Here is a 12,461-nt window from a genome sequence, read left to right on the forward strand (position 1 = left end):
ACTTTTAGTAGGAAATCCTCAATGGTGGAATAGTTAAGACCATTCCTGGAGGTAAGGAACGGGGATTTATGAGGTTATTTTCATTGGCAATAATGCGCCATAATGCAGGATCGCCATATTCTTCATTGGCAATACTGCTTAATGTTTCACCTCGGCGGACAATGCGGACGGGGTCGTCAATTAGATTGGCTTCCTTTCTCCGTTTTTCTAAATCTGCCCATTCTCGAAAAGTACAATTTAAGGTAGCCCTGACTGGGGTTCCGTCTTCTAGAAAATGAGTTAAGGTTTTACTCACTCTTTCTAAAAAGCCATCGGGCAATAAGACACTGTCATTGCCACCAATTTTCCCCCAAATCAATTTACAACGAGGGGGACGTTTTGTATCTGTACCAATTTTAGGATGGGTTAAATTGAAGATCTTTTTCGTATGCTTTTGGACGTTTTCTGGAGGTGATCCGCTTAGAGTCGTATCAAAAAATAGATTAATGGTTAAAGTTGCTAGTTCATTAGCAGCAACAGGATAGCCATCACCTAATCGCCAACCTGTTTTGTCAATTTGGAGCTGGTTGGGATTAAAAAGCACTTCGATTTCCTCAGCGAAATCACCCTCTTGATCTCTTTCAGCCTTAATTTTTAATTTCTCTAGAGCCATTTTCGTTTTCCTCTTCGTTCACCTTCAACAATGAGGCGCTTGATTATTTTTCGTTCTACTTGTGCTACTAATAAATCCATGTTTACATCCATGTTAATTGTGTTTGCGCTGTTTGCTTCCTTTAATTCTGGGATATTTTGAGGTCTTATCAGGGTGGGGGAATCTGGATTAAAGTTATTGGTGGTAGCGGTGGACTGTACTGGGGGTAATTGTGTAGATGGATTATTCTGGGTTGACGAGTTTGAAGTAGGGTAAGTAGATCTATTACTAGAGTTAGCGATCGCCCTTGCATTAGGGGCACTCTGATTTGAATAATTTCCTATCATTTCTGATGCTGAACTAGAAATGTTATGACGGGATAAAAGTAGAGGTTCAAAGGCTTGTTCAGAGATTTCTACTATTGCTTGAACTGTTGGGAAAGTAGGGGATTGGGTAGAGGATGCGACGGAAGATGGCGCAACAAAATTGTTAGTAGTAGAAGTCACAATGGGCGGAGAAATCTGATTATTCTCCCTTGCTAAAGATAATGCAAAATTAGAAGTAGAAACTTTTTCTCTAACTATTTGAGTTTTCAGAGTAGGAGAGTTTGGTTGCTTTTGAGGATCGTTGCTTGGTTTTGCATCAGGGGATTTTGGGGTATTGGGATTAATGGAGATAGTAACTATTTTATTTGCTTCATTCGCTTGATTTGCATTCACTGGAGTGGGATTTGATGCTGTAAATATCAAGCTATCCAAGCTATCTTGAGATGAATAGTCTGTTTGTGGAGAGGTCAGTGTAGCATTTTCAATCGTGGAATTGTCTCCATTTTGAGTTGTAAAACTAGGATGAACTGTAGATAATTCTGCGTTTGTTTGTTCAAAAAAGCTTGGCTCCTGCATAATTCTAGGAACTAGAGCATCGGGTGAATTTTGAGTAGTCTGCGTATCAATCTTGTTAACCTTAAAGAGAGTTGAAGGCTCAAAGGTAGAACCTGTAATGCTTGGGACTATTGACGGTAGTGATGGGACAATGGGGGCAGCGTTAACTATGGGCATTGAATTCTGGGAATCGTCTGGGGATGTCCATGGAATTTCTGCGACTTCAGGCAAACTGGCTAACAAAGGTTGAGCATTGATGATACTGGGAGCTGCGCTATCATAACGAGCCTGAATAACATCCTCACTGACAGGTTGCATAACCAAGGGTTGAAAAGTTTCAGGTGGGGCTTCAGAGGCTACCTGCACAATTGTTGGAGGATGATCTACAGGCTCAGTATTAGCAGTATTGATTTGTTGGACTTGTGAGGATGATATTTGTTGCTCCGATCGCTCTGAGTTTATATCTAAGTCTATGTTTGCAGGAAATCGCAAAGGCTCTGATGATAACGTAGGAGGCGGATTTGATATCGTAACGATCGGGATCTGGGGAAGATCGGGAATCGGGATTAACGTCTGTTGGGTTGGTGGGGCTTCTGTAGATAAATCTGTAGGCAAACTAGATGTTTTTGGTAAGGGTTCCGAGGCTATAGGTAACCTTTGCCCCATCAACGTAGAATCTGAGTTTTGGGGAAACTGTACCAAGGATAATTCTTGGGATGGTTCTTGTCCTGAAGGTGCGATCGCTGAATTAAAACTAATTGGCTCTGGAGTTAGCCCTGAAATTAGCCCTGAAATTGACTCTGCAATTGGTTCGGCAATTGGCTTTGATAAGGGAACAATTGGGGATCTTGCCTTTGCCCTCAAATCCTCCTTAGCTTGAATTACAGGTTCACTTACCGCATTGATTGTGATTGGTGTAGTCTCCGCGATCGCTTTAGTCGCATTTGATGAGATTTCCTGCATTACGAGACTTGCATCTAATGCAGAATTACTCCCAGTAGCGATCGCGGTAACTACATTTTTTAAACTGTTCGAGTCAAGCGATCGCCTCTGGCTTTTAGTTGACTGCGACTTAGTTGTTTTAGTTGTAGTGAAATCTTTTGGGCTTTCTGATTCTGAACTTATCTTACTTGTTACTGACTCAGATTCCCGTAGTGCTGGAATTATTGGCATATCCACAACACCAATCATGGCAGGCGCGATCTCCGCGATCGCGGGAATTAGAGTTACAGATGTTTCCCCTGCGTCGATTGGGCTTGATGAGATCTCCTGCTGAACTATGATCCCTGCGTCTGATGCGGCATCAACCTTAGTAGCGATTGACGTAGTGATAGGATTAGCGATCGCTAATCCTATCGTATCTGTGCTGTCTTCTGTTGCGTGGCTGATACTTGGAGAGGGATCATAACGAGCTTGAATAACATTCTCACTGACAGTTTGAATACCCAAGGGTTGAATAGAGGGCTGAACTAAAGCTTGAACTGAGTCTTGAATAGAGTCTTGAATAGAGGGTTGAACTAAAGCTTGAATTGGGGCTTGGATTGAGTCTTGAGCGATTTCGGGCAGCGCATTAGAAACGACCTGTACGATAGGAATGCTCGGAATCTTTGGCGCGGTTGGTATTGCTTCAGTAGAAATATCTGTAGGCAAATTTGTAGGCAAATCTGTAGGCAAACTAGATACTTTTGGTAAGGAGGGTTCTGAAGGTATGGGCAAACCTCGCTCCATTGTTGATTGAGCATCTGAGTTTTGTGGAAGCTGCACAAAAGATAATTCTGAGGATAATTCGGGTGCTGATGATGCGATCGCAGGGACAAATCCAGCCGCTTCCCCTGCGTCGATTGTACTTGATGAGATTTGCTTGGGCAAATCGGCATTTTTTACATTTTTTTGAGCAGGCGATCGCACCTCTTGTTTTTTTCCTCCTAAAGTCTCCTGTAGATCCTCTACTTCCCGATCAACTTCAAAACTTTGAGCATAAACAATGGGCACTTGTTCGGCATCCAATTCCACAACCGTTGACCAGCGGCTCATTTGACGATCCAATAATGGCAAACGATTTGCTAAAGCTTGAAAACGTTCAAGCAAACCCTCAGCCATCCGATGATTAGTTACACCAGGATGTTTTAAGGGTCGAGTCAAACGTTGTACAAGCCGAGGATCAAAATTCATACATTTTCAAAATTCATATATTGCATATATTGATTGATGCCAAGTGATATCAAGTAATGTCAAGAAAACACACAACAAAATTAAAACTCTAAAATTCTAAGCTTTATAAATACCTCGATGGACTAATTCCATCCGCTCAAAAGCCACTTCGGTCGCATTTGTGGCATTTAGTTGTGGTCCTTCCCATGCTATGGGATAGGCTTTTTTGAAATTCCAAGCCATCACTTTTGATTGCTGACTATCTTTTAAGATAATCGTGCCATTTTGCAAACGAATTTTCCCTCTCGTTACATCCTCATACCATTTCCAAAGATCGTCTCTTTCCGTCAAACCTCGAACTAACACTAAATTCGGATAATCCATTTGCTTAGGAAAGCGGTGAATGTGATGATTGACTCCACCTTCGACATAGGACTCAAGCTCCAACTTACCACTTAAGCCAATCACCTCAGAGAACCCACCAACTGTTAAGCCTTCAATTTCAACCGCAAAGTTGAAAGCCATATAAGGATCGCGAGGTTTTTCTTTTCCTCCTTTTTTTTGAGAGTTTCCCATTATCTAACCCAATATACAAACAGTAAGTAAAAAACAATCTGCAATCTCAAAAAGCAATCTCAAAAAGCAACCTCAAATTCATGGGCGACCTTGATGCGATTGCTGGTTAATCTGTTGATTAATCTGTGCAACTTGAGAAACCCATTGTTGTCGCTCCCAATGCTCCATGTTGAGAACGTTGTCGTAAGACCAATGAAAATGATAGGAAAGATATGCTACCTCCTCTAGCAAACGCTTGTGGGGGTAGCATGTCACTCCCCCACGGGGGCAGTTTCCACCTCAAATTCACCATTGCAATGGGGACAGGCCACTCGAAAGCGCGTATGACCGCTTCGATTGATTCGTTGGTAAAAGTCTTGAAGATAGGCTAGGTCACCTGAGAACAACTCCTCGATAATTTTAGTGTTGAGTTGATCGATCGTACCTAATCTAGTGATTACCCTTGCTAACAGAATAATCACTAGATACCCTGAATTTTTCTGTACTCTAGGATCGCGGAGTGGCGTAATTTCATCTGTGGCTCTGGAGAGTCGCATGACCCCCTCTCGATGCAAGCATCCTTCAGCGTCAATATAGCCATGCGGCAAAGTAAATGGAAATTCAGTTTGATACATTTTTTATTTCATTAACCAACAGTCACGCCTTCATGAACTAGCTCTAATGACTCGATCGCCACTTCACTACCAGTCGCATTAAATTCAGGACCATTCCAATTAGTGGGCCAGCATTTCTCCAAATTCCAACGAATTTTTTCCTCGCCTTTATCATTGGCCAAAATAATCGAAACATTTTTTCTCTCTGTTTCACCATCAAGGAGTTTCCGATGCCACTTCCACAGCTCATCATTATCTGTGAAGCCCCGTTTCAAGCTGATGTTGCCGAAGCTATTCAATCCTGGTAGTTGACGTTGAGCCAAGTTTTTATCGGTTCCTTCACGATAGGTACTAGCAGCGCGAGTTCCCGTTAAACCACTGCACTCACGAAATCCAGCATGGACGATGCCATCCCATTCCACCCAAAAATTATAACTGTTATAAGGATCGTGGGTATCTTTAATATTCGGCATGGAATCTATTCTCCCTTAGTAAAACAAGTGAATAATTAATAACATTCTAGATCAAGACTAGATCAAGGCTAGATAGAGACTAGACAAAGGCTAGGCAAAGGTGATACCGCTACTTCCATGAACTAGGGAAATAACAATAAACTCTGAGGGTGTTGTGGGCGATAGCCCCACTTCAGCCACCACTTGCCCTGCATTGCGAACCTCTAAAGGGTTTGTTTCTTCGTCGCATTTGACATAGAAGGCTTCTTCTGGTTCTTGACCTTGAAGTGCGCCTTTTTGCCAAAGTGATTCACAGTAAACGGTGAGTTCCCTTGCAATTCGCGTCCATAATGTTGTGTCATTGGGTTCAAAACCAATTCCCATCAGATTATGTTCAGCCCATCGCAAAACGGTAATGATTAAGCGACGAACATTCACATATTGCCAGCCAGAAATCTGACTGACAGTTCTCGCTCCCCAAACCCGAATGCCGCGACTCTTAAAACTATGAATCCAATTCACTCCAGCACCATGTTCCATATTAAGGCTTTGCCAATCTGAAGCTGATAAGGCAAGACTAATGTCTAGAACACCCTTGAGGACATAGTTGGCTGGGGCACGATGCACTCCACTTTCGCGATCGTTTTGGGCATAAATCCCAGCGATATGTCCACAGGGTGGAATAGGATAGGAAACTGTTTCAACCATAATCCAAGACCCGTAAATTGCGCCGTTATTGCCAATGAGCTGTTGTCGCTGTTGATTGATCTCTTCCAGATTAGCGGTGTTAAGGCTGTCTAGGATCGCAAAGCGATCGCTCATGCGATCGCAGTGTTCGAGCACTAAGGCTTGTAACTGCGCGATCTCACGGCTTGAAGTCAATTGCATGATATCAGGCACGCAAACGAGATCAATCGTATTCAGAGTTTCAATGGTTTGTAAGCCCTGACCGAGGGTATCCATTGTTAAGGAGAAAGCAGTAGCGTTTGGGGAAGCATTCGGTAAAAGCAGGACATAACATAAGCGTCCACCATTTTCAAAAAAGCCCCTGACCGCATGGGTCAAATAATCACTCACTGGATATCTTCCAAATAGCTGTAAGAATTGCGGCCAGAGAGTGAGCATTTGGGGGATTGCAGGAAATTCCAGCAGTTGATTGCTTGGATGATTGCTTTGAGCGTCCGTGACACCTAAAAATACTGGAACACCAGTCATTAAGTCATCTCTCGGAATTAAGGCAATATCCTGAAGGATGACCCCTGGTGCTGTTAGATAAGGCGAATTAAAGGGACTCACTCGACAATCTTTCCCGTGGTAGTTATGGGCGTTTTGCTTAGGTGTTTTGCTTGCTTGGTTTGCTTAGGTGTTTTGCTTAGGCTTAAGCTTTTTCTTCGGTCACAATTTGGGTAATACGGAAAATCACAAATTCCGCAGGTTCAATGACAGAAACGCCAATTTCTGTTACTACCTGTCCCAACTTCCGTACATCAATGGGATTGGTTTCCGCATCACATTTAACAAAAAATGCCTCTTGGGCAGTTGTGCCAAATAAAGCTCCTTTACGCCATTCATTGGTGAGAAATGCCGAAATATTACGGCGAATTCTCGCCCACAGTTCGGGGGTATTGGGTTCAAAGACTGTCCACTGTGTCCCTTCATCAATCGACTCACGGATATAGTTGAACTGTCGTCGAATATTGACGTATTTGAAGTCGGGATTATCTTTCCCAGCCCCTAGGGTTCTTGCTCCCCAAACACGGATGTTTCCGTTAAGATTGCGAATGCAATTAATCCCCACTTCGTTGAGGGGTTCTTGTTTGATTTTACTAATTTCTTGCTTCAAGCCCGTTGCACCCAAAATAGGCTCATTGGCTGGGGCTTTGTGGACTCCGCGTTGATTATCGACACGGGCATAAATCCCAGCGATATAACCACTAGGAGGCATAAATTTGGGGGCATTACTGATGGGATCGAAGACTTGAATCCAAGGGAAATATACGGCGGCGTAGTCCGAGTTTCCTAGGATTTTCGCACCTCCAGGTTGGAGTTGGTCTAGGGCAATTTCTTCCTCTGTGTCCAAAATAGCAAAGCGATCGCCTAATAGACGACAGTGAATATCAATCTTGGCAAGGGTCGATTTTGCGGTTACCCCTGGAGCGGCTACGATCGCAATCTCATCAATCGCTTCAAATTTTTCTAGAGCCAAATCAATATCTTTTTCGGCTTTAACCCAAGTGACAAAACAGCGTGTTCCACCGTTTCTAAAAAAGCCATAAACCGCATGGGCTAGGGTATTATGACCAGAGTCAGTGGAGAAATCTCCAAAATATTTCTTGAATTCACTAAAATTAGTGCAAAGCTGGACTTCCCCCACCTTGACAGATTTTGTAGTTGCCAGTGCATCCTCAGCTTTCTTCTGATCTTGCGATACGACCGAATACTGATCGTCTCCAATAATAAAATCGCCTTTTTTGGCAAGAGTACTGGTTTCAACCGTTGATGGTGCAGTTGATGATGCAGAGGCAGGATCTTCGGCATCCGCATCTTTTTTCGGCTTTGTTTTAGTCGATGAAATAGGGGCTGGAACTGCAAGGGAAATAATTCCAATAAATCCAGCGGTGCTTGTCCCAACTCCTGTAATCGGAGCCAGTCCAGAAGCAACTTCTTCAACGTAGACACCAGGTGATAAATAGGTAGGCATTCTTATTTAGTCCTTTACCTGCAATTGGTAATGATTGATTACATAAACTAAATCAACGATCGCGCAACGATCATTGAGAAACCAACTGAAAATCGAGTTGTTTGATATCTCCTGTTTGCAAATAAACTTGGTGCTGTTGGGTTACATAGCCCTGAGCCGATACGGTTAAAGTTGTAAAAGGCTGGCTTGGCGATAAAGCAACTAAGCGATAATTCCATTCACTATGTCCATTTTGATGAACAGATCTTGAACTCATGGCATAGTCTTCATTTTCATGAATTTTGACTTTCGCCATGTCAATGATTTCCTTGGTTTCTGAATCAATGACTTTGCCAAGAAGTGTTGTGGGGTTAAGCTTTAGAATTAATTTCAGTCTATCAGAAAAAGAAGTGTTTAGATCCAATTCAATATTATTTTTTGTTTCAGGCACTTCCACCTCAATGGAAGTATTGGTATAACGCATTTCGCTAAGCGGAAGCGATGCTTCTAATTGATAGGAACCTGTTGGTAGATCGGTAAAATAAAACCAACCATCTGAAGTTGAATAGGTTCGTTCTGGATATTTGGTATTTATAATTTGATCGGATTGCCAACAATCGAGAATAATCTGTAGCGCTCGAAACTTTTGATAATTATTTAGAGAAGAATCTCCTATTAGTGTTTTGAATAATTCTAGTTTCTCTTTTTTACTTATCTGGGGGTTGATCAGTTGTTCATGAAACTCTTGCGTTTTTGGTAATAAATACTCAAGGGGAGGATTCGGAATTCTTGAGTATGATTGATTCATCCATAAACTTTCGGGTAATCCAAAGAGTTGGGTTTTGAAAATCACAACATCCATAAATTTATCTGGAGCCTGAACGATTTTGATTCTTGCCCCAGCGATCGCTTCACCAGTCAAATTATTGATTACTTGTCCTGCCAATGTGACTTGATGGCGACGTTTTTGGTTTGACATTTGGGCTTGATGATTATGGAAATATGATTGAAATCATGAGCTAGGGTGAAATTAGGACAAACGGGACAGTTGAGGTCGATTTTCCAAGACTAGCGGATATTCTCCAGTGTCTTTTTCAACTGGTACAGCAATGGTGACGGTGCAATGTAAGGAAACTTTAGCTTTACCGCCCATTACTTGCCAAAATTCGCTGGGACTTTGCAAATAGCCAGACTGCATGGAGGTTAACACCACGGGCAATTCTTGATTCTGTAAACTACCCTGCAACATTTCGGGAGGAATAACTGAATGCGAAAACAGCAGTTTCATGATTTTGCTCAAGATGTGATGTTCTTGTTGCGGATCGTCAGCATTTACCCAGACCGTAATTAGATAGGAACAATCTACCCTTGCTGGTGGCTGTGTTTTAACGGCAGTGCCATTACCACGACGTTGCATTGTCCATTCGCGACTCCGCAAGTCTAAATTTTCTCGCACATCATAGAGAAAAAGATTAATGGCGGGTTTTTGCTGCATTCCTCCCTCTGTGGGCAGTTCAAAACTAATGGAAACACTGGTTTCCTCTGAGTTTTGTAAGTCAGGTAATCCGTGAATCAGAAATTTTTTGAGGGTGCTATCCAAGTCGTCTAACATTTGACTATTCCTCCTTGGCTAGTGCTGCGGTGGATCGATCGCTTCCGTCCTCATTGGCGATCGCTAGTTCTTCTTCCAATACCTGAATCGCGCCACTAATCCGTATCAAAGTCTCGCGCAAGCCCGCTTTCTTAGCTTCTAAATTTGCCAAGACTTGCTGCCCCGCTTCATATTCAGCCTTTAGGGCTTGGAGTCGTTTTTGCAGTTGTTCTTGCATAGGAAAATACTTAGCATAATGAAAATCAAGCGGAAGCGATCGTTTGGAAACTATTTAAGAATTATCTAGATCCCCCCCAGCCCCCCTTGTGAAGGGGGGAGAATGTTCTTCTTCCCCCTTCACAAGGGGGATTGAGGGGGATCATTAGTAACTCACGATTAGCTGATGACTTGTTTGTACAAGGTAGCTTGTGAAGGGGGGAGAATTTTCTTCTTCCCCCTTCACAAGGGGGGGCTGGGGGGATCATTAGTAACTCACGATTAGCTGATGACTTGTTTGTACAAGGTAGCTTGTGAAGGGGGGAGAATTTTCTTCTTCCCCCTTCACAAGGGGGATTGAGGGGGATCTCTTAGGATTTTTAACACTAGAAACTGATTCTTAAATGATTTTTAGAGATAATAGGGAAGCTCTAAATCATGAGTGCCAATTTCTCGGAAAAATATCTTATCCTCAAAATTATTTTTTTCCTCACCTTGCTTGGTTAGATCGACCTTAATGCTGATCAATTGGGTCATACGGTCATTGGAGTTGGTAAGGTTTAAAGCCTTGGTAATCATATCGGCGGGAATACGCGCCGCAATATAACGGTTATAAAACCTACTACTCCAATGCCGCGCAAAAGGATTGTCATAGGTGGCAAGAAAGCGTTCAATCGGCTGATAGGTGTCCCCAATCTTAATCGAAAGCCCTGTATGTAACACTCCATTCCAATAGTCATTATGGTTAATGAGATATAACAACTTATCGCGACCAGACGGAACAACGGGAACGCGAATTTCATACGTCATGAGATTATCGAAGTAAGCTAGAATATCGCCATTCCAATTATCGTTGTCCCACATAGCGGCATCTCCTTGGTTCACTCGATCTGCCCAGTGATAGCCTAATGCCGATTGAGCCGCATGACCCCACGGATTCTTGCTAAAGGCAACCCCTGATAGCATCAACCACGATTGATCACATTTATGAATTAGCTTCACCAGCCCCGACTGCCCTACGGGAATTGGTAACCATTGGTGATAGGGTCGAGATGAGTCACCCAAAGAGCCATCGGGACAGTAACAATTGCCATTTCTTTTTCCTGCCGTCCAATTTCCCAAATCTCGGAATATTTTACCATCTGTGGAAAATTGGGCATTGACAACATGCCACTCGTTGGTATTGCCAATTCTGACCCACGCTGTATCATAGCCAGAAGGCAGTGTAATGATTGCACCTCCTTTATCTTCTTTGCCTTTGCCATAACAAATTGCCTCGCGCCAAAAATAACTCCCTTTTGCACTCCAATTTGTTCGGTCATAGGAGTTTTTAGGGAGATCGTCTGACTTAACGATCACGCCTGCCTTTTCTGCCTCAAAAATATCGTCATATATCGTCGGATTTTGCGGATCGGTGGAGCCCGCAGGATACATCCGATGGCGCATGGGGTTGATTACTTCCAGATGCTTAGCTCTTAGCGTTTCATGGACAATGACTAAGCCAGTGTCACGCTCAATGCTCAGGCGGGGCTTCTCAACCCCATTTTCTGAAGCAAGCAATCGCAAAGAAGCAGTGGGATCATTTGCATCTTCCGATCCCTTGATCTTCCAGCCCACCATCTTGCCATCTTTTTGATCAAGACGCACCGCAGGAGCCTCTCCCGTAGGTTTACCCGCATTAGATAACGCCGCCGCGATATGATCTTTGACCGCCTTTTCGGAGGGGATCACATTAGGGCGATCTATGGCAGGAATACTCTGGGAAATTTCTTGAATAAGAGTGCCACCCAATTGCAATGCACCTGATACTGTCAAATTCCCTTGAATGCTCAAATCCTGTCCATCACTGCGGAGTTCGATATCTTGCTTAGCACTAGGAAGACGCACCCCAGAATATTGCCGAACACTGGCATCGATGATTACTTGGTCATGTTGCAGCAATACCTTCGCCAAGGTGATCGTTATGGCATCGTTAGATTGAATTGCCTCTAAGGTGATGATGGGTGTTTCTTCAAAACGAGTATAACTGTCAAGGATTTCTGGCTGTTGTAATATTTTGGGTTCTTGGTGATAGCGGAGACATAACCAGCCCAAGCTGTTGATTTTTCTAGTCACAGCTTCGGTGAGGATGATTAAATTGCCCTCTCCGTCGATCGCAGTTCCCGACTTAATGATCACCTCAGGCTGACCTACGATCGCTTCTACCTCAAGCCCCTCGACAATACCCGCTAAATGTAGGTGACTGTTAAGGTATTTTTGGCGATCATTAAGATAGCGATGGGCAAGTTCAAAGTCTTCATCAAGTAAATACTGCCCAGCGAAATAGTTAGGACGTTGTAGAGCGAAATTAACCCAATCTTTTTTTGATGGCATAGTTAGAGTTTCCTTGCTTTGATTCTCTGTAAAAAACCAAAGAAATCTAATACAGTTGGATAGATGTATTTTTTCTGCTTTGGATAATACAATACATAAAAGTTGCAAATGAGCAACTTAAGAATTTAAGTAAATTCAAGTGATTTTTAATTCCCAACTATAGATATACTTCAGTTCATATAATTTGACAAGAAATCTTAAATCTACTTTAGACATTTCTTAACAAAAGAATTAGAGCTATTGCCCCATCAAGTTGAGCCAATAGTTCGCGATGGAACTATTGGTTCTAGAATTTATACCAAAGCTCAAAATGGCAA

At 42.8% G+C, this 12,461-nt stretch carries 12 protein-coding genes; all 12 read right to left on the reverse strand.

What is annotated here, in order from left to right:
• Positions 1-4: 4 nt before the first annotated feature.
• A complete protein-coding gene (locus tag PseudUWO310_RS05805) occupies positions 5-652 on the reverse strand; it encodes a LysM peptidoglycan-binding domain-containing protein (protein ID WP_009625246.1) in 648 nt (215 codons plus the stop codon).
• Positions 643-3,684 (reverse strand): hypothetical protein, encoded by a 3,042-nt coding sequence (locus PseudUWO310_RS05810; protein WP_142599805.1) that lies wholly within the window; start codon positions 3,682-3,684, stop codon positions 643-645. Before PseudUWO310_RS05810 ends, PseudUWO310_RS05805 begins: the two co-directional genes overlap by 10 nt.
• A gap of 96 nt (positions 3,685-3,780) precedes the next feature.
• Positions 3,781-4,239 (reverse strand): phage tail protein, encoded by a 459-nt coding sequence (locus PseudUWO310_RS05815; RefSeq protein WP_142599806.1) that lies wholly within the window; start codon positions 4,237-4,239, stop codon positions 3,781-3,783.
• 78 nt (positions 4,240-4,317) lie between these two features.
• Positions 4,318-4,494: a DUF6760 family protein gene (locus tag PseudUWO310_RS23880; protein ID WP_411729016.1), complete on the reverse strand. Its 177-nt coding sequence runs from the start codon at positions 4,492-4,494 to the stop codon at positions 4,318-4,320.
• Complete coding sequence (locus tag PseudUWO310_RS05820) at positions 4,491-4,853, reverse strand: phage tail assembly protein (RefSeq protein ID WP_142599807.1); 363 nt, start codon at positions 4,851-4,853, stop codon at positions 4,491-4,493. The genes PseudUWO310_RS23880 and PseudUWO310_RS05820 overlap by 4 nt, the downstream gene beginning before the upstream one ends.
• An 11-nt stretch (positions 4,854-4,864) precedes the next feature.
• Positions 4,865-5,305, reverse strand: a complete 441-nt coding sequence (locus PseudUWO310_RS05825) for a phage tail protein (RefSeq protein ID WP_142599808.1) — start codon at positions 5,303-5,305, stop codon at positions 4,865-4,867.
• Positions 5,306-5,395: 90 nt separating this feature from the next.
• Positions 5,396-6,580, reverse strand: coding sequence for a phage tail sheath family protein (locus PseudUWO310_RS05830; protein ID WP_142599809.1), 1,185 nt, complete (start codon positions 6,578-6,580; stop codon positions 5,396-5,398).
• 82 nt (positions 6,581-6,662) lie between these two features.
• Positions 6,663-7,985: a phage tail sheath family protein gene (locus PseudUWO310_RS05835; protein WP_142599810.1), complete on the reverse strand. Its 1,323-nt coding sequence runs from the start codon at positions 7,983-7,985 to the stop codon at positions 6,663-6,665.
• A gap of 70 nt (positions 7,986-8,055) precedes the next feature.
• The gene (locus PseudUWO310_RS05840) at positions 8,056-8,943 is read right to left on the reverse strand and encodes a carboxypeptidase-like regulatory domain-containing protein (protein ID WP_142599811.1); all 888 of its coding nucleotides are present in this window, start codon (positions 8,941-8,943) and stop codon (positions 8,056-8,058) included.
• 51 nt (positions 8,944-8,994) lie between these two features.
• Positions 8,995-9,576 carry a DUF4255 domain-containing protein gene (locus tag PseudUWO310_RS05845; protein WP_009625238.1) on the reverse strand — a complete coding sequence of 194 codons (582 nt, stop codon included), beginning with the start codon at positions 9,574-9,576 and terminating at the stop codon, positions 8,995-8,997.
• Positions 9,577-9,580: 4 nt separating this feature from the next.
• Positions 9,581-9,793: a hypothetical protein gene (locus PseudUWO310_RS05850; protein WP_142599812.1), complete on the reverse strand. Its 213-nt coding sequence runs from the start codon at positions 9,791-9,793 to the stop codon at positions 9,581-9,583.
• Between the two features lie 389 nt (positions 9,794-10,182).
• Complete coding sequence (locus PseudUWO310_RS05855; protein ID WP_142599813.1) at positions 10,183-12,144, reverse strand: hypothetical protein; 1,962 nt, start codon at positions 12,142-12,144, stop codon at positions 10,183-10,185.
• Positions 12,145-12,461: the final 317 nt, after the last annotated feature.

It is taken from the genome of Pseudanabaena sp. UWO310 (genome assembly GCF_006861605.1).
Classification (GTDB): Bacteria; Cyanobacteriota; Cyanobacteriia; order Pseudanabaenales; family Pseudanabaenaceae; genus Pseudanabaena.

Coding starts and splice junctions, on each gene's coding strand:
- PseudUWO310_RS05805 (WP_009625246.1), bottom strand. CDS start 652: ATGGCTCTAGAGAAATTAAAAATTAAGGCTGAAAGAGATCAAGAGGGT.
- PseudUWO310_RS05810 (WP_142599805.1), bottom strand. CDS start 3,684: ATGAATTTTGATCCTCGGCTTGTACAACGTTTGACTCGACCCTTAAAA.
- PseudUWO310_RS05815 (WP_142599806.1), bottom strand. CDS start 4,239: ATGGGAAACTCTCAAAAAAAAGGAGGAAAAGAAAAACCTCGCGATCCT.
- PseudUWO310_RS05820 (WP_142599807.1), bottom strand. CDS start 4,853: ATGTATCAAACTGAATTTCCATTTACTTTGCCGCATGGCTATATTGAC.
- PseudUWO310_RS05825 (WP_142599808.1), bottom strand. CDS start 5,305: ATGCCGAATATTAAAGATACCCACGATCCTTATAACAGTTATAATTTT.
- PseudUWO310_RS05835 (WP_142599810.1), bottom strand. CDS start 7,985: ATGCCTACCTATTTATCACCTGGTGTCTACGTTGAAGAAGTTGCTTCT.
- PseudUWO310_RS05840 (WP_142599811.1), bottom strand. CDS start 8,943: ATGTCAAACCAAAAACGTCGCCATCAAGTCACATTGGCAGGACAAGTA.
- PseudUWO310_RS05845 (WP_009625238.1), bottom strand. CDS start 9,576: ATGTTAGACGACTTGGATAGCACCCTCAAAAAATTTCTGATTCACGGA.
- PseudUWO310_RS05850 (WP_142599812.1), bottom strand. CDS start 9,793: ATGCAAGAACAACTGCAAAAACGACTCCAAGCCCTAAAGGCTGAATAT.
- PseudUWO310_RS05855 (WP_142599813.1), bottom strand. CDS start 12,144: ATGCCATCAAAAAAAGATTGGGTTAATTTCGCTCTACAACGTCCTAAC.